Source organism: Paenibacillus arenilitoris, assembly GCF_014705655.1.
GTDB lineage: Bacteria > Bacillota > Bacilli > Paenibacillales > Paenibacillaceae > Pristimantibacillus > Pristimantibacillus arenilitoris.
Map to the genome: position 1 here is coordinate 18702 of NZ_JACXIY010000044.1, position 20018 is coordinate 38719.

The 20018-nt window shown below is 53.6% G+C and carries 14 protein-coding genes; 2 read left to right on the forward strand and 12 right to left on the reverse strand.

From position 1 onward, the window contains the following. Positions 1–191 precede the first annotated feature (191 nt). The 3 genes from IDH41_RS27230 to IDH41_RS27240 form a co-directional block, all read right to left on the reverse strand. A complete protein-coding gene (locus IDH41_RS27230; protein ID WP_190866826.1) occupies positions 192–614 on the reverse strand; it encodes a DUF1801 domain-containing protein in 423 nt (140 codons plus the stop codon). Next, positions 607–1410, reverse strand: coding sequence for a carbon-nitrogen hydrolase family protein (locus IDH41_RS27235; RefSeq protein ID WP_223830105.1), 804 nt, complete (start codon positions 1408–1410; stop codon positions 607–609). Before IDH41_RS27235 ends, IDH41_RS27230 begins: the two co-directional genes overlap by 8 nt. A gap of 113 nt (positions 1411–1523) precedes the next feature. Beyond that, complete coding sequence (locus IDH41_RS27240; RefSeq protein ID WP_190866829.1) at positions 1524–3827, reverse strand: glycoside hydrolase family 95 protein; 2304 nt, start codon at positions 3825–3827, stop codon at positions 1524–1526. Between the two features lie 100 nt (positions 3828–3927). Here IDH41_RS27240 and IDH41_RS32050 point away from each other — a divergent pair, with 100 nt between their 5' ends. Continuing rightward, positions 3928–4758 carry an AraC family transcriptional regulator gene (locus tag IDH41_RS32050; RefSeq protein ID WP_190866831.1) on the forward strand — a complete coding sequence of 277 codons (831 nt, stop codon included), beginning with the start codon at positions 3928–3930 and terminating at the stop codon, positions 4756–4758. A gap of 258 nt (positions 4759–5016) precedes the next feature. Continuing rightward, positions 5017–6450: a glycosyl hydrolase family 28 protein gene (locus IDH41_RS27250; RefSeq protein ID WP_190866833.1), complete on the forward strand. Its 1434-nt coding sequence runs from the start codon at positions 5017–5019 to the stop codon at positions 6448–6450. Positions 6451–6559: 109 nt separating this feature from the next. Here the strand turns inward: IDH41_RS27250 and IDH41_RS27255 are convergent, their stop codons facing one another. The 9 genes from IDH41_RS27255 to IDH41_RS27295 form a co-directional block, all read right to left on the reverse strand. Beyond that, the gene (locus IDH41_RS27255) at positions 6560–7381 is read right to left on the reverse strand and encodes a carbohydrate ABC transporter permease (RefSeq protein ID WP_190866835.1); all 822 of its coding nucleotides are present in this window, start codon (positions 7379–7381) and stop codon (positions 6560–6562) included. Positions 7382–7391: 10 nt separating this feature from the next. Beyond that, complete coding sequence (locus IDH41_RS27260) at positions 7392–8279, reverse strand: carbohydrate ABC transporter permease (protein WP_223830106.1); 888 nt, start codon at positions 8277–8279, stop codon at positions 7392–7394. A 40-nt stretch (positions 8280–8319) separates the two neighbouring features. After that, on the reverse strand, positions 8320–9618 hold the full coding sequence (locus IDH41_RS27265) for an ABC transporter substrate-binding protein (protein WP_190866839.1): 1299 nt from the start codon (positions 9616–9618) through the stop codon (positions 8320–8322). A 61-nt stretch (positions 9619–9679) separates the two neighbouring features. Continuing rightward, positions 9680–12226: a glycosyl hydrolase family 95 catalytic domain-containing protein gene (locus IDH41_RS27270; protein WP_190866841.1), complete on the reverse strand. Its 2547-nt coding sequence runs from the start codon at positions 12224–12226 to the stop codon at positions 9680–9682. A 42-nt stretch (positions 12227–12268) separates the two neighbouring features. Next, a complete protein-coding gene (locus tag IDH41_RS27275; protein WP_190866844.1) occupies positions 12269–13768 on the reverse strand; it encodes an extracellular solute-binding protein in 1500 nt (499 codons plus the stop codon). A gap of 53 nt (positions 13769–13821) precedes the next feature. Then, positions 13822–14700 (reverse strand): carbohydrate ABC transporter permease, encoded by an 879-nt coding sequence (locus IDH41_RS27280; protein WP_190866846.1) that lies wholly within the window; start codon positions 14698–14700, stop codon positions 13822–13824. Positions 14701–14726: 26 nt separating this feature from the next. Continuing rightward, positions 14727–15584 carry an ABC transporter permease gene (locus tag IDH41_RS27285; RefSeq protein ID WP_190866872.1) on the reverse strand — a complete coding sequence of 286 codons (858 nt, stop codon included), beginning with the start codon at positions 15582–15584 and terminating at the stop codon, positions 14727–14729. Positions 15585–15858: 274 nt separating this feature from the next. Then, positions 15859–18135, reverse strand: coding sequence for a helix-turn-helix domain-containing protein (locus tag IDH41_RS27290; RefSeq protein WP_190866848.1), 2277 nt, complete (start codon positions 18133–18135; stop codon positions 15859–15861). A 129-nt stretch (positions 18136–18264) separates the two neighbouring features. Next, complete coding sequence (locus IDH41_RS27295; protein WP_190866849.1) at positions 18265–19980, reverse strand: glycoside hydrolase family 36 protein; 1716 nt, start codon at positions 19978–19980, stop codon at positions 18265–18267. Between the last annotated feature and the right edge of the window lie 38 nt (positions 19981–20018).

Sequence of the window (20018 nt, forward strand, 5' to 3'; positions counted from 1 at the left end):
TATCCCATAAAGGAAGGGTGGGAAACAATGGAACGCGGCCCGATCCTCCCGGATAAAGAAAGAGCAGCGCTCCCGATGCCGCATCATGCGGCATCGGGATGCTGCTCCTCGCCTAGCCCGCGCCCTATTCCAGCTGCGCGCGCAAATGAAAAACGGCTGAAGACGAGGGCTTGTCTTCAACCTCGGTAAGGTCACTGCTCCGGATAGGTCTTGCGCAAGAAGGCGATCGATTGGACGATCATCTCGTTCAACACGCCGACGTCGATGTCCGCCACTTTATTGATGTAAACGCACGCCTTGCCCGTCGTATGCTTGCCGAAGCGCGCAAGCAGCTCCTCCCGCTTCTCGTCGCCGGGCGCGAAATACAGACTGATCTTCCCTTTTCTCGGCGAGAAGCCGACGAGCGCCGCATCGCCCTCGTGACCCGTCGCGTATTTGTAGTGGTAGGAACCGAAGCCGATAATGCTCGGCCCCCACATTTTGGCTTCGTAGCCGGTCGTTTCCGTAAAAATATCCAGCAGCCGGTACGCGTCCTCGCGTTTTTTCGGATTGTCGACGTTTTCGATAAACTCCAAGACGCTATGATCGGTTTCTTTCGTTTTCAGTTCATACATGCTCCGGATCACCCGTTCCTTCTTGAATTGGAATTTCCGCGTACAGCACGCCTTCGGCCCAATCGCCCGATTCGGCCAAGCGTTCCCCGCGCGGACCGAACAGATAGCCTCCGCCGGGAAAATCCTCGTCCTTCGTGCGCCCGGCTTGCGTGGCAACGCCGATGTACAGCGCCCCTTCCGCGGCGTACTTCCCCAGCTTCTCCCAGCAATTGTCCCTCCACCACGCGTGGCCGGACGACCAGTTGCGCGTCTCCTGCTCCCCGTACAGTCCGGGGGCGGCGCATTCAAAGACGGCTGCGGCGCTCATCCCGGCGTATTGCGCGAAAATGGCCGGATCGTCGATATCGGCGCAGATCGCGAGGCCGAACGCCAGCCCGGACACCGTAAACACCGGCTGCCGCCCGTCGCCGGGAGCGAACCAGTTCTCTTCCCCTTCTTTAATCGTTTTCTTCCGGTAGAAGCCCAGCAGCTTCCCGTCGCTCGCCACGAACTGGTTAATATAGGGCTTACCGCCCGGATTGGCTTCCACGAAGCCGGCGATGACGCTTGTCGCATATTCGCCGCTCAGCGAGACGACCCGCTCGATCGCCGGATGCTCCAGCGACAGGACGGCATCCGGATATTGGCCGGGATCGATGTAGCCGGTCACGTTCATTTCGGGAAAACAGACGATGTCCGCCCCGGCGGCTCGTCCGGCCGAAATATAGTCCCGCATCAGGCCGAGATTGCGGTCGATCTCCGCTTTTTCGCAGTTCATTTGCACAAGCGCGACCTTTATCGTTTTCTTTCCGTTCAATGCCGCCGCCTCCTCGTTCGTTGCAGTCCCACTCCTACTATATCAAATCGAAGGGACATCCGAAAAGGCGCGCCGGATCCCGTCCGCCGCGCCCTTTCCTTGCGTGCAAGCCGCTATAGCGGCCTCACGATATACTCGCGTCCCGCGCGGGCCGGCCAGAGTACGGTCTCCGCTTGGGCGGCGGCCGCTTCAATCTCGCCGCCCCCTGCCTCCGTTATCGTCACGGGCAGGCCCGCGCGCAGCGTGCAGTCGTTGTCGACGCTCGCCCGGATGCGAGCTTCCTGCAGCTTGCCCCGCGACCAGCGAATATCGGCCTCGAAGCCGCCTCGCGTCCGAACGCCCCTGATTTCGCCCTCGGCCCACGCGGACGGCAGCGCCGGCAGCAGATGGATTTCGCCGGCATGGCTTTGCAGCAGCATCTCCGAGATGCCGGCCGCGCCGCCGAAGTTGCCGTCGATCTGGAACGGCGGGTGGTTGTCCAGCAGGTTCGGCAGCGTGGAGTGGCCTAGCAGCGCCTGGACGTTCTCGAACGCCTTCTCGCCGTCCTCGAGCCTTGCCCAGAAGTTGATGATCCAGGCCCGGCTCCAGCCGGTATGCCCGCCGCCGTTAGCGAGGCGCCGCTCCAGCGTCACGCGGGCCGCGGCCGCCCATTCCGGCGTCGACCGCACCGTGAACCGCTTGCCGGGATGCAGCGCGAACAGATGCGAGATGTGGCGGTGACCGGGCTCCGCCTCGTCGTAATCCTCCATCCACTCCAGCAGCTGCCCGTGCTTGCCGATCGCCGGCTGCGGAAGCCGCTCCCTGCAGCTCCTCCACTGCCGCCGCTCGGCTTCGTCGATCCCGAGCCGCTCCGCCGCCTCCGAGCAGGCCGTGAACAGCTCATGCAATATTTGCCCGTCCATCGCCGGACCGATGCACAGCGTCCCCGACTCCCCGTTTGGCAGGACGTACGTATTCTCCGGCGAGACGGACGGATTCGTCACGAGCAGGCCGTCCTCCGTCTCCGACAAGTAATCGGTGAAGAACCGGGCCGCTTCCTTCATCGTCGGATAAGCCCGCTCCAGGAAGTCGCGGTCAAGGCCGTATTCGTAATGCTCCCACAAGTGAAGGCAGAGCCATGCGGCGCCCATCGGCCAGTACGTAGCCGGCAAATAAAGATCCTGCGGCGCCGTATCCCCCCATATGTCGGTATTGTGGTGGGCGACGAATCCGCCGCAATCGTACATTGCCCTGGCGGTCTTCCTTCCCGGCTCGCGCATCCGCTCGATCAGATCGAACAGCGGCTCGTGGCACTCGGCCAGATTGCCCGGCTCAGCCGGCCAATAATTCATTTGCGCGTTAATGTTGATCGTGTACTTGCTGTCCCACGGCGGCAGCATGTGCTCGTTCCATATGCCTTGAAGATTGGCGGCAAGCGAGCCCGGCCTGCTGCTCGAGATGAGCAAATAACGGCCGTATTGATAATAGAGGGCGATAAGTCCGGCGTCCCGCGCGCCTTCCTGCACGCGCTTCAGCCGCTCGTCCGTCGGCAGGCCGGCCTCGCCGCTCTCCTCGCCGAGACGCAGCGACGCGCGTTCCGCGAGTGCGGCGAAATCCCGAATATGGCGGAGCTTCATCGACTCGTAGTCCGATTCTGCCGCCTTAAGGCCCGCTTGCACGGCATATTGCTCGGGATCCGCGTGACGGAAGCTCGTCGCGGCCGTCAGCAGCAGCGTCACGCTGTCCGCTCCTTCCACGACGAGATGCTCGCCGACGATCGATACCGTGCCGCCTTCCGCGACCGCGCGCAGGACGGCGCGGAAGTCCGAGCCGCCCGCGCCGCCGCAGTTGCCGCGCATGACGATCGCGCTGCCGTCCGCCTTCGCGATCTCGTCGTAGTAGCGGTTCCTTCCGCGCGCGAGCCGGGCCGTAAAGCTGACGCTGCCCGGCCTGTCCGCCGTCAGCCGCGTGACGAGCGCCTCGTCCGGAAAGCTTGCGAATGTCTCCCTGCTGTAGCGCGCCTCTCCTTTCGTATAGCTCACGCTTGCCACGCCGCCGGCCAAATCCAGCTCGCGCGTATAATCGCTCGCCTCTTCGGCTGTCCCGTAGCGGAAGCTCAGCAGCAAATCGCCGAGCGGCATATAGTGCCGCTGCGTCTCCGGCACGCCGGACAATGCCATGACCGACAGCTCCTCCGCTTCCTTCAGCCGCCCTTCCTTCAGCAGCTCGCGGATCCGCCCCAAATTCGGAAGCGCGTCCGGGTTGTTCCTATCTCGAGGACCTCCGTACCACACGCTGTCCTCGTTCAGCGCGATTCTCTCCCTTGCCGGATGGCCGAATACCATGGCGCCAAGCTTGCCGTTGCCTACCGGCAGCGCTTCCTCCCATGCGGCGGCAGGCTGCTTGTACCAAATCCGGTTCTCTTGCTTCGTCGTCATTTTCCATTCCCCATTTCCCGAAATTGTCTTTCCATCGGCCATGCGTTCCATTACGATGTAACGTAGATGCGAAAAATCCATCGGATGCAGGAGGCCGCGAGTGACCAAACCAAACGAACAAAGCGCATTATCCGATCTGCTTCAGAAGCTGCAGATCGAGCTCATCGTCGCCGCGAAGACGCAGGTGTCGAACGGCTGGGGCGAGACGGACTCCGTCCCCGATCACAACAAGCTGTATTTCGTCGTCGACGGGGAAGGCTGGATCCGGGTCGGCGGCGACGATTATTATCCGCGTCCCGGCCAGCTGTTCCTTGCTCCTTCGCATGCGAAGGTATCCTTCTCCGCCTTGAACAACCGGCCATACCTGAAATATTGGTGCCATTTCACCGTAACGGCGGGACCGTTCGACCTGTTTCAATGGATCGGCGTGCCGCTGTGCATCGACGCGGACGACGCCGGCCGGATGGCCCTCCTGTTCGAGGAGATGATCGGCTGGCACGCCCAGCATTCCGTCATCGCCCGGCTGCGCGAGAAAGCGCTGCTGCTGGACATCGTCTGCCTCTTCCTCGGCAGCGTTCCGATCCGCGTGCTGCAGCACCGGAGCGAGGATATGAACCGGCTGAACGTCATTCAGCATTTCGTGGACAGCCGGCTTCATACGGCCATTAGCGTCGATCGGATGGCGGAGGAGGTCCATCTGCATCCCAACTATTTCATCGCCTATTTCAAAAAGCATTTCGGCGTGCCGCCGCTGAAATACGTGAACCGCAAACGCGCCGACCGGGCCAAGCAGCTGCTCGCGACGACCTCGCTCAGCGTCAAGGAAATCGCGGATCGGACCGGCTTTAAGGAAACGAGCCACTTCGCCAAGTTTTTCCGCAAGGAAACGAGCCTGACGCCGAGCGAATACCGGGCGGCCTACATGACGTAGCCGCTCGTTCCGCTACACCGATTATAAAAGCGCCCTCACGACCGCGCGATGGAAGAAACTAAGGGAATCGTGCATAAAACTAACTTGTGCGGCGGTTCATGCGAGCGTCGGCCGTTTACGGCTGGGAAGGGGCAGTTCTTAAGAACTTATGGCATATTTTTAACGGATCGGCCTGTCCCTATTGAGGAAATGCCCCGTCATGCCTTACAGTAGCTATAGATCCATATTCCCGATCTCATCGTTATTGGAGGCTGCATCATGACCATCAACGTTTACCCGGAGCTGAAAGGAATTCCGATTCGCGAAGACTTTGCCGTGCGCGTCCGCGTTCCCGGCGGGCGGTGGCAAGCGCTGCAGCTGTTCGAGGTTCAGGTCGACATGCATGACGTGCGCGAAGCTTCGATGGCCGCGTTCGATATAGACGGCGTCGCCGAGATCGAAGTCGACTGGCACGGCGGCAGCATCGAATCCGCCGTCATTCGTCCGTTATCCCGCGGCATCCCCTTCGAGCGAGAGGGCAATACGCTCCGCTTCGTGCTGGACGAGCCGTGCAAGCTGTCCGTCGAAATCAACGGCGAGCGCTTCTCCAACCTGCACCTGTTCGCGAATCCGCCGGAAGAAGGAGCGCCCCGGCCGGACGAGCCGGGCGTTCTGGCCGTTAAGCCCGGCATTCACCGCACGGAGCATCTGCTGCGGCCGCTCTGCACACCGTCCGGCGAAGGCGGGGAAGAGCCGCATACGTTGTATTTTTTGCCGGGCATGCATTATATCGAGGAGACGCTGCTGCGCATACCGTCCGGCAAGACGGTCTACCTCGCAGGCGGGGCGGCCGTCGCCGGCTCGATGGTGTGCGACCGGGTCCGCGACGTCGCCATCCGCGGCCGCGGCATTTTGTACCTGGCCGAATTTCACCGTTTCTCGGCGTTCCGGGGCGTGCGCATTCTGTTCTCCAGCCGCATCGAGGTCGAAGGCGTCACGGTGCTCAATCCGCCGCATTACAGCATCTATATCGGCCAATCGGAGCACATCCGGATTCGCAACTTCAAATCGTTCAGCTGCAAAGGCTGGAGCGACGGCATCGATATGATGGCAAGCCGCGAAGTCGACGTCGACGACGCGTTCCTCCGCACCTCGGACGACTGCATCGCCATCTACGGCAGCCGCTGGGACTACCGGGGCGATACGCGCGGCGTGACGGTGCGCAATTCGATCTTCTGGGCCGACGTCGCGCATCCGCTCATGATCGGCACGCACGGCGACTACCGCGGCGGCGGCGATACGATCGCGAACATCCGCTTCGAGAATCTCGACCTTCTCGAGCACCACGAACCGCAGGACAACTACCAAGGCGCCATGGCGATCAACGCGGGCGACCTGAACACCGTCCGCAACGTCGTCTATGAAAACATCCGCGTGGAGCCTTTCGAGCTCGGCCGCCTGTTCGACTTCCGCGTCGTCTGGAACAAGGACTACAACCCCGTCCCCGGCAGCCGGATCGAGAACGTCGTCCTGCAAAACATCTCATACGACGGCCGCGGCGCGAATCCGTCGCGCATTTACGGCTACAGCGCGGAGCGGCCCGTCTCCGGCGTCGCGATACGCAGCTTGCGGGTGAACGGGGAGGCGGTCACGGACGCCTCGCATCCGTCGATTGATGTGAACGAGCATGCCCGGGAAGTGACGTTTGAGTAGCGCCGTGCAATAAAAAAAAAACATCTCGTAAAATACAGCAGTCGCCGATTGATTTTCGGCGACTGGCTGCTTGGCTCGCGATTTAATCGTTGTACGCGCCTTAGATTTTCTATCCTTTAATTCCGCTCGCGGCAATGCCGCCGATCAAATATTTTTGGCCTATGAAGAAAATGATAAGCGGCACGACGGTCACTAAACTCGCGATAGCCATCAAGTTGTTCCATTCGGTCAAATAACTGTTCCGGAACAGATTAAGTCCCAGCGTAAGCGTATAATTTCGTTGGTCGTTTAAGAAAATAAGCGGCCCCATAAAATCAGTCCATGCATTCATCACTTGAAAAATAGCAACCGTTACTAGAGCGGGAGCGACAATCGGCAGCATAATACGCCAATAGACCTGGAAAGTGCTGCATCCGTCGATAATCGCAGCCTCGTCAAGATCATAGGGAATCGTCAAGAAATACTGCCGAAGCAGGAAAATATTGAAGGCCGCGCCGAAGAAGGAGGGCACGATCAAGCAGCGCAGCGTATCGATCCAGCCCAGCAATTTGAATTCCACATAAAGCGGAATGATCGTCACTTCATAAGGGATCATCATAGAAGCGAGCAGAATGGCGAACCAGACGTTTCTCCCTCTAAATACGAGACGCGCGAACCCGAAAGCGACAATGGAGGAGGAAATTACCGTCCCGATCGTCGTCAAGACGACAATCGTTACCGTATTTTCGAGAAATTGCTGAAACGGAGCAATCGTCCAGGCCGACTTGTAATTTTGGAATAGGAACGGGTCAGGTATCCACTGGGGCGGGAATGCGAATATCGCTCCCGGTTCCTTAAGCGAGGTCGACACCATCCAGATGAAAGGGATAATGAACACGAACGAGGAAATAATCAAGAAAGCATAGGTTACGCTTTTACCGAAGATATTCATCCTAATCCCCCTAACCCTTTCTCTCGGTCTCGTAGTACACCCACGAGCTGGACGTTTTAAACACCAACAATGTCAAAACCGCAATAATGATGAATAGAATCCATGACAAAGCGGCGGCATATCCCATTTGCAGATCCTGGAACGCCTTATTGTAAATATAAAGCGCATAGAAATAAGTGGAATTCAGCGGACCGCCATTGGTCATCACATAGCCTTGCGTAAAGGTTCGAAATGCGCCGATAACCCCCATGATCAAGTTAAAAAAAATCGAAGGCGTAATCATCGGTATGGTAATCGCCCGGAACTGCCTGAACTTCGTAGCGCCGTCTATGCTGGAAACGTCGTACAGCAGCTGCGGTATGTTTTGCAATCCGGCCAAAAAGATGACGATCCCCCCTCCGGAGCCCCACACGCTCATCATAATTAAGGAAGTAAGCGCCCAATTCGGGTCTCCGAGCCAATCCGGACCTTGAATGCCGAGAAACGATAAAAAATAATTCAAAATCCCGAAGTCCGGCTGCAGCACCCACATCCACAAAACGGCCGCCGCAACCCCTGTAATGACGGAAGGCAAATAAAACAAAGTCCGAAAGATACCCATGCCCTTTAATTTCAGATTGAGCAGTATCGCCAAAAGCAGAGACACAATCAGTCCCAAAGGAACCGAAACAACGGCATAAGTGAACGTTACCTTTAGCGATTTCCAAAATAACGGATCCAGCTTGAACATATCGATATAGTTTTTCAATCCGATAAAAACGGGCTTATCGAGCAAGCTCCACTTAAAGAAACTGATGATCAACGAAAAAAGTAACGGACCGAGAGAAAAGGCCATAAATCCGATGATCCACAACCCGATAAAGCTGTAACCCTCGAACTGTCGAGTCATTTTGTTCATTCGTTTCATCCAATCACCGCTTTATGTCAAATTATTTAAATTATTTGCCGACCTGCAACGTCGTATTGATTTCTTTTACCGCATTATTCAAAGCCTCCTGCGCAGTCATCTTTCCTAATATCGTCGCTTCCATGGCATAGACGAGCTTCTCGTCGATCTTGCTCCACTCCGGCGTGGCGTAATAGGAAGGCGTTACCGTTGCATACTTAATCATTTCAAGGAACGGTCTGAAATACGGATCCTCGGCCGTCTTCAAATCTTGAGCGATCGCCGGCATCTCCGGAAGGCCGAAGCCAAGCTTGACGAAATTCGTCTGTCCTTCCTTGCTGCCCATATATTGGGCGAATTTGAAAGCCGCATCCTTGTGCTTGGACGTTTTGGAAACGACGAATCCGCTCGTATGCAGAATACCGACAAGCTTACCGTTCTTACGGGGCATCATCGCGGTGCCGAAGCTGAAATTGCTCATCTTCCTATAATCGTTCAATGGCCATAATCCGCTTTCAAACATGGCCACCTTGCCCGTTTTGAACATCTCGGTTCCTCCGCCCATCGTGGTCGAAGCCGAAGGGGACGGCGATACTTTGTATTTATTGACCAGATCGGCATACCACTGAAGCGCTTCCGCCGTTTGCGGCGAATTCATAATACCGTCGACCGTTTTACCGTCTTCGCTGATGAACTTGCCTCCGTTGGTCCATACAAACTGCTGAAGCGTGTACGTATTTTTGGCCTCGGTGACGAAGCCGTATACCCCGTCGCCAGTAAGCTTCTGCGCGGCGCTCAAAAAATCATCATACGTCCAATCGTCTTTCGGATAAGGAACGCCGGCTTTGTCGAATAACGTTTTGTTGTAAAATATCGCTCTGGTGGTTGGGATATTGGGAATGGAATAAAGAACGCCGTTCACCTTGGAAGCGTTAAATATCTCGGGGTAATATTGATCGGGGTCTATCTCGCCGCTTTGAATATAGGAGTCTAAGGGCTCGACGGCCCCTCGGGCCACAAGCTGGGGATAGTTCCACCATAAGAAGACGTCCGGAGCGTTGCCGGCGGCAAGCGACGTGAATATTTTCTGCTCGTAGCTATCCGGTACGGACTCCACCTGAACCTTAATGTTCGGATATTTAGCCTGGAAACCGTCCACGACAGCTTTATACGTTTCCAATGAACTGGCCGTATCCCACGTCGCGAATCGGATCGTTACCGGCGCATCTTCGGGGTCGGTTTTGGGGGCATCCGTTGCGGGGCTATTGTTGGATGCATCCGTATTGCCGGAAGTGTCGGCCGTCTGCGCTCCGCTGCATGCGGAGGCCGTCAGCACAACGATTACACTCATAGAAAGAGCCATCATTTTTTTCAACATCCGTTTTTCCCCCTCATCATGATTTTTAATTTGTTCATCCCTCTGCCTCGCTTTTCATCTCGACTAAGGTGAACGCCTCGCCTGCCGCGGTTTCAAATTCAAACCATGATCCGCTGCATATTTGCGATTCGCGGTCTCCCTGCTTCACGGACACTTGCCGCTCCCCCCATGGGTTGCGCAGTCTGCAAATCCCTCCGAGCGTGGATACAATGCTTAACGTTGCGATTACGCCTTTGCGGATCGCGGACGTCACCTTAAAACCTCCATGACACCAGAGCGAAAATTCCGCGTCCCAGCCGCCGGGGACAGCCGGGAAGACGTTAATTACCGGCTCTTTGCCGGGAGCGCCAGGCCCACTTTGGCAGAGCGCAAGCTGCAGGCCGTGCGCCGCATTTCCGAGCCTCTGCGCGCTGATGGCGTTGACGCCCTCCCGTACCGTCAGCCGGTTGTCGTAATAGTTGATTTTCCCCGTATCCGCATAGTAGCAATATTCACGATCGGCATTCACGCATTCGAGCTGGGCCAACACGGCTTGTTTAAAACCTTCGGCCTCGCCCATTCCGGCGAGCATTACGGCAACGGACGACATCTCGGTAGCAGCTCTGCCCCAGTCGCCTCCCAGCATTTCCTGCTGATAGGCCAAGGTGGCTTTGCCCGTCTTGAACCAATCGGGATTTTCGCTCGCGGTCTCAAGGGAGCAGAGAATGAAATCCCGCATCGGATCGGTAGCGATATCCTGCCTATCGTCAAGCACCCGCCCGATCGCGCCGACCCATACGGGATCCTCATTTTCTTTCGTTCGGTAGATCGCCTCCGGATGATCGCTTCGCGGAAGCGGAGCCAGGTTGCGGTAAAACGCCTCCCACAGCGGACGCATGTCCTGATCCGCATCCAAGATACTGGCGGCCTTCAGCAGCACCGGAAAGATTCCGTGAAGCGCTGACATCACTTGAATCGTATCCTTGCCTCCAATGTATTTCTCACCGCTAATGGTGTTGTGCATATGGTATTTGCCGTCATCCTCCATGCGTAAGTGCGGATAATGGCGAAGGAATTCCGCCGCCCCTTTGATCATCGGGTATGCCCGATCCTTCAACCATGTCCGGTCTCTCGTGAATTCATAATAATTCCAATAGTGATAGGCGATGCCGGCGATGTTCCAAAACATGTGGGTCGTGGACCCGAAGGGGCCCCAGCCCTTATCGGAATAGACCAGGCTTCCGTCCATCCATTCTTCGCGTCCCTTCCAGTTCCAGCGACTCTCATGCGGATGCTTGTTATGCGCATATTGCTTGAATAATTCAGATCGTTCCTCCCAAGGCTTGCGCAGCAAGTACAGTTCTCTCATCTCGGCGGCAATAGTTTCGGGCAGCTCCTCCACGCCGTTAAACCAAACGGTTTCGGGGATATAGATCCCCTTGCTCCCCCACTGCTGTTCCGCCGCTTTGGCGCATGAATCGTACATGCCCGAATACATATCGAAATAAGGCTGCATCAATTCATAGTGACCTGTTGCCGGCACCGCATTGTAATACAACCTGAGATTGCTCCACCACTGCATCGCTCCCCAGTGTCTGAAATCTCCGCGCGGGCTCAGCAGCATACCGCCGAAGTTGGGCGGATACTTTCCGCCCCGGGAGTTAGACGCCATGAGATAGACATAATACGTATAATGCTTCTCCACTAATTCGGCGCTGCCATCCTCGCTGCTTAAGCGAATGTAGGATTTCTGCCAGAACTCGTTCCACCAAAGCTGATGCTCCTGCAGCAAGCGATCATAGCCTGCATTTCTTGCCGCCTCCAATTGCTTTACTGCCGAAGCGGCAACGTCCTCGTTTTCATCAAAGGCGGCGCTGCTCGCGACGAAGATTTCGAAGCTTCCCGTTTCCGGTTTGACGCATAGGCGCATTTCCGTTTCATTCGGCTGACCGAGAACTTTATTTACTCTAAAATCGGCGACCGGCGCCCTTCCGCCTAGCTCATCGTTCATCCGGATGACACCTTCGCGGCCGGATATACCGACCGCGACCGCCGAAGAACAGTAATAACTGCCTTCCCTGAATTCCTGTATTAAGATCATGACGTCCTTGTGCATGACGAGCTTGGAGACCGCCGTATGATTCTTCGTTGCCACTTCCGCCGGCCGAAGCATCTTCAGCTTGATGTTGATGCCTTGCGGGCTCTTCCTTCCATCCTCGACCTTGAAGGCAAATACATCGCTGTGGTCATAAGCAAATGCCTCGAGACCGACTCCGCTGCCGCGAATGGCGGCCGTCGCATCGTATAAGCTTAAATGCTGGCGTACCGATCCGTCCTGAAACGCGTCGTCTCCGTAATCCACAAAATCGATGTCGACGAAACCGCAGGCGTAGGCGTAATCCAAATGCCTTTGATTGAAGCTGTTCGTGGATCGGTCATTCGCATACACATCGACGCGATTGACCTGCAATTTCACGGCCGACGGCGATGTCCAAAGCAGGCTTCCCATCCTTCCGTTTCCGATCGGAAGTCCTCCTTCGCTTCGTTTGACCGTGTGCTCGTAATGCAAATCTCCGCGCGACACAAGCTCTCGATAATTCATAAATGAAATCACGCTCCAGAATTCCCTTTTTTCAAATCATCGTTATTTCTTGTATTTGTTGTACAGCTCGGTATATTCCTTGATAACGTCGGCGCCGCCCGACTGCTTCCATTTCTCAAGCTCTTTGCCCCAGCCCGCTTCGTCGATTACGCCCATGATGAACTTGATTTTCGCGTCGTCGATGATTTTCTCGTTCGTCGACAGCTTCTTCTTGCTTTCGACGCTGAGGATGAGTCCGTGCGATACGTCCGCAACGCCGTACTGCTTGATCTCTTCAAGCGTATCCGCAGCCTCTTTCGCTAGCGGCGTTCCGTTGTTGACAAGGTCCATGCGCATCGCAAGGTGTTGGACCGGCACGACTTCCTTGTTGTATTTGGTTTCGTCTAAAATATTTTGAACCCCGTTCTCTTCCTTGTAATGAACCCCGTCAACGCCAAGCATGACCGTTTTCACCATCTTGTCGTCGGCCATCTTGTCAAAGAAGCTTAGAATCTTCTTCAAATCCTCTTCTGTCTTGACGCTCGACTTCGGGAACATATACATGCCCAGGAACCCGCTGCCTTTGGCAACCCGCTTCTCGCCGGTCGTCGATACAAGCGCCGGAATGATATGAACGTCCGCGCCCGGCAGCGTTTTGCCAAGGCCGACGAACGTTTCGCCGCGGTAAGCTTCAACGATGTTCCCTCTGATGCCGATTTTTCCATTGGTCCAATCCTCCGATACTTTGGCGCCCGGCACAGTGGCAAAGTCCTGATTGAGAATCTTCTCGTCGTACAGCTTTTTCATGAATTTCAAATAGTCCATATATTCGTTGGTCATGAAATCGGGGATGACCTCGTTATTGATATAACCCCATCCGTTCGGCGCGCCGAACAGGATTGGAAATGTATACGTACTTAAATCTTTATTTTCGGTAATGCCCCACGTGTCCTGCTTCCCGTTTTTATCCGGATCGTTAGATGCAAACGCTTTCAGCACGTTGTAATAATCGTCCACGGTTTTAGGCGGTTCTTTGATCCCGGCATTGTCCAGCCAGTCCTTCCGGTAATACAGGACGACCCTTTCCGGATAACGGCCCCGGTAAAGACCGTATATTTTACCATCGATCCGGGTATTGTTCAGCGTATCTTGATCTAATTTGCTCAGGTTCGGATAATCCTTCAAATAGGGCTCGACATCCCAGAAGAACCCGCTCTGCGCGGCGCTCACGATGACCGTATCCTGCGGTTTAACGACTAGCATCGCCTGCGGCAGGTCCCCTGATGCCATCGTCACGTTCAATTTGTCCGTATAATTGGAATTCAGCACCCATGTGATATCGAGCTTCGTATTCGTCTGCTGTTCGATGTATTTCACAATGGGGTTGTCCGCTGTCGGGGGTTCCGCAGATTCAAATTGGCTCATCATTTGGATTCGAAGCGGCGCTGCCGAATCCGTACTAACTGTTTCGGACGGTTTATTGCTGCCTCCGGCGCATCCGGTCAATGCCGCGATAAGCAGCATCGATAGCGCCGGTACCATTCGCTTAAACTCTTTTCCCATGAACCTATGACCTCCATATTTTTATTGTATTTTTTTTCGGTCTCGAGCTTTCCCTATTCTTTCACGGACCCGAGCAGCACGCCTTTCGCAAAATGCTTTTGCAAGAAAGGATAGACGAGCAAGATCGGAACAGTCGATACGACCGTCACGCCCATTTGGATCGTTTTACCCGGCGGAATCACCCCCTCGAAGTTGTTTGCGGAATCGCCTATGCCGGTTTGCGACAGAAGGACGATTTGACGCAGCCATACCTGGATCGGAAACTTGCTGGAATCATTGATATAGAGAAGGGCGTTTAGAAATTGATTCCAATGCCCGACCGCATAAAACAACGTTAATGTCGCAATCGCCGGCATCGACAGCGGAATCACGATCCGATACAAGATCTGCAGGTCGTTGCAGCCGTCGATCCGAGCCGAATCCTCCAGTTCATCCGGCAGCTGGATAAAAAAGTTCTTCAATATAATCAGAAAGAATGCGCTGATGGCTCCGGGAAACAGCAGGGCGCCGAATGTGTCGAGCAGCCCCAGGCTTTTCACGACCAGATAGGTCGGAATCATTCCTCCGCTGAACAGCATGGAGAATATGACCATTAGCATGACCGGCTTTCGTACCCGCAGCCGTTTGTTGGCCAAAGGAAAAGCCATCAGCGAGGTAAGCGCGATGTTAATGGCCGTTCCCGCAACCGTGATGAATATGGTGACGAGTAACGAGTGCGGAATAGTATTTGTGCTGAAAATGTACCGGTAAGCCGCGAGCGAAAACGTCTTCGGGAAAATCACAAAGCTTTTCCGGAGCGCTTCCTCAGGAGCTTCGAACGAGCCGGTCACGTTGAGCAGAAAGGGAACGACCGTAATCAAGGCCATTAGAAACAAAAGAAAATAATTGGCGCTGTCGAACAGCTTGCTGCCCCATGATCTGTTCCTATCCATGTTTTCACCTCTTTTCTCGTCATTCTTTAGTAAATGCCTTCTTCCCCGAATTTTTTGGCCAGCCGGTTCGTGATCAATACCAGAAGGAGTCCGACCACCGACTTGAACATATCGACCGCCGTACTGAAGCCGAATTGGCCGCCCAGGATCCCCACCGTGTACACATAGGTGTCGAACACCTCCCCGACTTCGCGGTTCAGCGTATTAAGCATCAGATAGATTTGCTCGAAGCCGGAATCCAGAAACGAACCCAGCCGCAAAATCAGCAGGATGATTATCGTGCTTCGTATCGAAGGCAGCGTAATATGATAAAGCTGCCGCCAGCGGTTCGCTCCGTCCATTCGGGCCGCTTCATACAGCTGGGGATTGACGCCGGCCAGCGCCGCCATAAAAATAATCGTTCCCCATCCCGTTTCCTTCCAGATGATTTCCAAGGTGATCATCGGCCTAAACCAGCGTGCGCTGTCCAGAAAATGCACCTTCTGGAAACCAAGCGACTGCAAAATCTCATTGACGATACCGTTCTGAATCGAAAAGAAAAAATAGAAAAAGCTTACAACGATAACCCATGAAAGAAAATGCGGAACGTAAATTAGCGAAACGACGATCTTCTTATACACTTCATGCCGGACTTCATTCAGCATTAGCGCAATAATGATAGGCAACGGAAAGAATAGAAAAATGTTGTAAGCCGCCAGGATCATCGTATTTCGCAGCAGCATCCAGAAATCGGGACTCGTGAACAACGCATGAAAATGAGCGAAGCCTACCCACTCGCTTTTTGCGATTCCGAGAAACGGCATATAATTCTGAAACGCAATGACCAGCCCCCACATCGGGGCATAACGGAAAATCAGAAAATAGAGCACGCCCGGCAATAGCATAAGATATAACCAGTAGTCCCTTCTAACTTCCTTCAGGATCTTGACCCATACCCCTTCCGACTTCCGGGTGACGATAAGATGATGATGATGATTAGACGCCGGATCTGGCAACGCTTTCAAGAAGATACCTCCCATCACGTGTTTGTTACCGTTAAGGTACCGGAGCGGGGTTGCTTCTGTAAATAATCCGCCCGACTGTTCTCTTCTGATCATTCCGTGTCCCCTGTTTTCGCGGGTAATCTCCAGCGCAGTAACGAAATGATTATCCGGATTCTCAACCGCTATGCTTTATCCGATTATCTCGATACTGCTTAGGCGTGATCCCTTCCAGCTTCTTAAAATATCGAATGAAATTTTGAGAATTGCTGAACCGCAGCTTTTCTGCGATCTCCTGAATTTGATCTTCGGTCTCGGCCAGCAGTTTTCTCGCCATATTCAGCCTGTTTTGAGATAAATAATCACTGAAGCTGATCCCCTTTTCTTTTCGGAAAATTTGCCCCAAATAGTTCGGGTTATAATGAAGACGGGCCGCGCAGGCTTCCAGCGTCAGCTCCGGATCGAATTCGTCATGGATGATTTGAATGAGTGTTCTGATGATACTCATCTGCCGGGATTCACTGCGGGCCAGCATCTCCTCCAAGATCGGTTCAACGATATGCTCGTAAATCCAATCCTCCAATTCATTAACGGAAGTTTGCAGCAGCCGGTCCAGCTTTTGAAAAATCGGTATTTCTTCGACCAAGGCTGTATACCTTTCCTCCGCTTGATGGGAAATCTTGATCAAATCCATCAGCAACAGAAAGATAAACATGGAGCAATCCCGATAGCGATAGTGTCCGGAGCACATTTCCGAAATGATGTTATGCAGCGTACGCTTCGATTGCTCCGCATCACCGAATTTGATCGCATCGATTAATTCTTTCACCATAAAACCGGGGTATTTCACCGTATTGCCCAATTCGTTCGCATCAAAATCCGAAGCATACAGGATGGCCTCCCTGCCGTGCATGAACCTTGACTTTAACGCATCCGCCGCCTCGTCGTAAGCCGAAGAAGCTTCCGCCGGCTGATTGAACGGATCGCTGATCCCTATGCTTACGTGAAGACGCAGAAACTGCTTTACAGCTTCCTGGATCGTACGCGAAAGTAAATATAGCTCCTCCTTGAAAGCGTCAATATTTCGATGCGCTGAGCCGAGCAGAACGACCTGCGTACGATTGATAATGACGGGATTCAGCACGATCCATTCCGCGGCGGTTTCGCCCAGCATATTTTTTATCGCAAATAATAAAAGATCGCGGTCCTTTTCCAAATAACCGCTATTCTTTAATGTATCGATTTGAACGGCGAGCACACAAAATTGGTTCCAGTCCGTATCACGCCTGAAGTTATTTTCAATTTCCTGAGGCTTCACTTCACCTCGAAACAATTGATAAGCAAAAAAATCATTCAGCTGATTCGTTTGCATATACAATTGGCCCCTAAGTTTCTGGCTGTCCTGAAAAAAAACCTGCATCCGGTTATGAATAAAATCCATTTCGTTGCTTTGCGGCTGGCCATTCCATTTATCCGCTGAGTTCATGGAGACCATTTGGTACAACTGTTGGATAGGCGTATATAATCTTCGGGTCCCGTATAAGGAAAGCACGAAAAATACGCCGCTCACGACAAAACCGGTAAAAAAAATAAACAGACCGATAAATCGGGAGCTTTGCGCGGTCTCCAGGGTCGATACCATCGACAAATAAGTCCATTCGTATTTCTCGGAATGCCGATAAATGAACGAATAATCGGAACCGTTGATTCTGGCTGAGAAATTGCCGTGCGGATATTGCTTCACTTGCGATTGTAACGTTCGGACAATACGATTCACGTCTTGCTTGCGAAGAGCATACTGCGTGATGTTCCGAATCGCTTTGCCCTTGTCGTCAATCAGCGTCATTTGGCCCAAGTCTTTACTTCGTATCAGCTCGCGAAAAAGATCACTGCTCGAAATTTTAATGGTCACGATTCCCTGATCCCGGTCAAAGGCTGAAGAAGGCACCTTCAATGTATATTGGAAAAACTCGGAATCCGCTGTTTTACTCCATGTCGAGCCTGAGGCGAATCGCCTAAGCCGAACCATCTCTTCATCGGTGTATGCCTCGGTTATCGAGAGAGCTCCTCCGTTTTGTAAAACCCATCCTTTTTCCAAATTAACAATTTCCAGACTGTTAATAATCGAGGAATGCGAATATAATGAGCTGATCTCCGACACGATGTCGTTAACTTTTACATAATTGTCATAGCTGATCATCGTGAGGTCTTCGTCCAATACGGCTGTAAAGCTCGGCAGCCGAGTGAATTGGATGATGGCGCTTTCAACGGTTTGCAACGAATTTTCCAGCTGCAGCTGCGTCTGTTGTAACAGCTGTGCGTTTATTTTATCGATCTTCTCGTTCATTAAGCTGGAGGTCTTATAGTAGGCAATATAACCGAGAAACGAAATGGCAACGATGACCAGTGCGATGTTGAAGGAAAGCAGTTTTACGAAGTAGCTTTTCTTTCTCATAATCATCCCTCCATTCGAAATAGAAAGCATAAAAAACCGCTATTTTTAAGCGGCTTTTTATTCCTCCAATAGCTGCAGGATCTCCTATGAATGAACTCTCTCACTGACATAACGATGTTACGATTTTACTTATTCCGCTTCGGTTTTGAAGTAAAGCACTTTGGCGCAGTGCGCATCCAGGCCTCTCAGTTGAACCTTATCCGTGTATACTCCGATTTCCTCATCCGTCCAATAATCATAAAGGAGATGACTTCCCTCCAACACGAAATCGAAGTCCTTCGGTACATCGTCAAAGTTAAACACACAGATCGCCTGCCGGTTCCCCAAATCAATTCGCCCGATGATATGGTTATTATCGTCGAAACGGGCCGCTTTGCCCGTCGGAGGAAGCAGCTTTCTTAACACATTCATATTGTTCTCGGACATAGAAGGGATCAAGTCGCCGCTGACAATCATACCGCCGGACGCTAAAATAACCGCTTTATGGAATTCAAACTCCTGGTCGGAGATGACCGAGGATGTCTCTGCAATCTCCCCGCTTATCGTCCGGGATTTAAAGGTCACTCTCTCGAGTACGATGACGTCCGGGTCGTTGTACCACAGGGTGTCATTTTGCCAGTTGCGACGGAACTGCTCCTTCGCATTGCCGCTCACATGCTTCCAATCCCTTGCGATATCATTCGTAATCCGGTTGCCGTGAACAAGACCAAGCAGCGGCCAGAATGGCGCGTTACAGCCGAGAATGAAGCTGTCATGTCCGACTTCGTCGACAATGGCCTTTATACCGCGACGGAATGCCTCGATGCGGGTTGCGTTTTGATCATAACGCTTCCCCGGCAGCCCGCCGTATTGCAAGAAATCCAATTTGAAATAACGCCAGCCCCAATCGTCGTGCATCGTCTTGACGGAGGAACGCAAATAATTCAGCGCTTCAGGATGTGTCGTATCCAGCATATACCATTGTTTGTCTGGCGATTTCTTTTTTTGTCCGATTCCGTTATACGGTTTTCCCTCTTCGTCTTGGACCAGCCAATCCGGGTGCTCCCGCAGCAATACAGAACCGGGTTCAACGATGAACGGTGAAAGATAACCGGCGGCTTCCATGCCGTAGGCGCGAATGCCGTCGCTGATCGTTTGGACATCGGCTCCGAGCGCTGGATTTGGAATTAAGAAATCGCCGTCGGCTGCCGCATATCCACCGTCAATTTGAATCCGTCGCAGCTCGGGAATACGCTGCTTCATCGCCCGCGCATTGTCGTAGAACCCTTCCGCCGTCATCGGACGCAGACAATAGTAGGAGCACCAGCCGGTCGGAATTTCCGGATAATGAAGGCGTGGATGATTCCGGTTCAGGTGTCCGGCCAAATCCTCCAGCAGAAGGTTATGATCGGGACCGGAGGAACATACGAATTCCTCTAAATCCCACGAACCGCCAGCTTCCAACGTCAAGTCTTCCATGTCCATAATCACTTCCAGGTAAGAGCCTCTGAACCGAAACTCACCGGAGAACCGGCGGCAAGACGTGAAAGCCAGAAGCTGATGCCCCTGCTTCTCGGGTGACAGCAGGAACAGATTATATACGGACCATACGTTCTTATGAAACGGCGTCCTTGGCAAACGGAAGAAATCCCAATCGGTTCCATAAGCCCCGATAGGAGAGGGAGACGAGAGCGTCCCCCCATATTGGGTTAGCATCTGATAGCCTTCTCCGTAGAAGGGAGTGTCGGGACTGTATGCCGTATTACCGGCGAACAGCACCACTTCTTTCAATTGCTTCGGCCGGTTGGAGCGGTTCACCACTCTCGCTTGCAGCAGATGATCCGTCCACGATTTTTCTACAACCAATTCATTTTCCGAAGCTGTCGTATAGTCTGAAAGTCTAA